Source organism: Cellulomonas septica (genome assembly GCF_012396155.1).
Lineage (GTDB): Bacteria > Actinomycetota > Actinomycetes > Actinomycetales > Cellulomonadaceae > Cellulomonas > Cellulomonas septica.
Map to the genome: position 1 here is coordinate 1 of NZ_JAAXOY010000913.1, position 1,013 is coordinate 1,013.

Annotated in this window: 1 protein-coding gene and 1 pseudogene; both read left to right on the forward strand. The window is 76.8% G+C overall.

The window, feature by feature from the left end:
- Nucleotides 1-211: 211 nt before the first annotated feature.
- Nucleotides 212-559, forward strand: a complete 348-nt coding sequence (locus HGA02_RS20235; RefSeq protein ID WP_168681228.1) for a hypothetical protein — start codon at nt 212-214, stop codon at nt 557-559.
- Between the two features lie 155 nt (nt 560-714).
- A pseudogene (locus tag HGA02_RS20240) lies at nt 715-1,013 on the forward strand (YfbM family protein); the annotation flags it as partial.

Genomic DNA, 1,013 nt, shown 5'->3' on the forward strand with positions numbered 1-1,013 from the left:
GGTCGAGTCCGCCCGGGCGCAGGTCGCGCCCGAGATCAGCGCCTGATCGACCGAGGGCGGTCCCGGACGAGCGTCGCCGAACCGCGCGCCCGGGGCTGTCCGGACGACGACGCCTCGCGGGTGCCGCGCCCGCGCCGACCTCGGGACCGGGGCGGAGGGTGGCAGCACGCTCGACGTGCCGACGTCGCGGACGGGCCCTACATTCCGTGCCATGACCCAGACGACGCTCTCACCTGCACCGTCACAGCTCCGTGTCCCGTCGCGCGGCCGCCTCACGGGCGTCCGGGTCCGCGACTTCCGCCGCAGCGCGTGGGCCGGTCCCACCGACCGCATCAGCCGCGCCGACGTCGTGCTGCAGCGCACGCCCGACGGCGACGTCGCGGTGCTCGCCCGCACGGGCGCGCTCCTCGGTCTCCTCCCGACCTCGTGGGTCCGGTCGGTCGACTTCGACCTGTGGACCGCGGAGCGCCGCGGCGCGACGGCCGTCGCGCAGGCCTACCTGGGCGGCACGCGCGAGGAGTCGGACCTCTTCGTGCTGCTCGGCTGGACGGGTCGCTGACCCACCCGCCTCGACGTGCCTCGTCCCGCCGCGCAGGCAGCCCAACATCCGGCGACCTTCCCCTGATCCCTCGGGACGCGCACCCGGCCGCGCCCTTCTAGCCTGAGGTCGGGTCCAGCACCGGTGCCGCACACCGCGGGACGGGAGCACGGCTCATGGGCCTGGGGGCCGCCGGGGGCGACACCTCGACGCACGTGAGGGCGGTCGGGGCACGGCCCCGTGACGTCCTCGAGACGGAGCTCCTCGAGGCGCACGACGCGGGCGTCCTCGACGCCGAGTACGTGCTGCCCCTGCGCTGGGAGCGCGACGACGACCTGGCCGAGCTCACCGCGTACCTGCGCGACCTCGCGGGGCACGTGCCCGTCACGGTCGTCGACGGCTCGCCGCCCGCGCGGTTCGCCGCGCACGCCGGCGCCTGGGGCACGACCGTCCGGCACGTGCGGCCCGCGCCCTG

Bases quoted from the DNA above. Each gene is read 5' to 3' on its own strand.
- HGA02_RS20235 (WP_168681228.1), top strand. From the start codon at position 212: ATGACCCAGACGACGCTCTCACCTGCACCGTCACAGCTCCGTGTCCCG.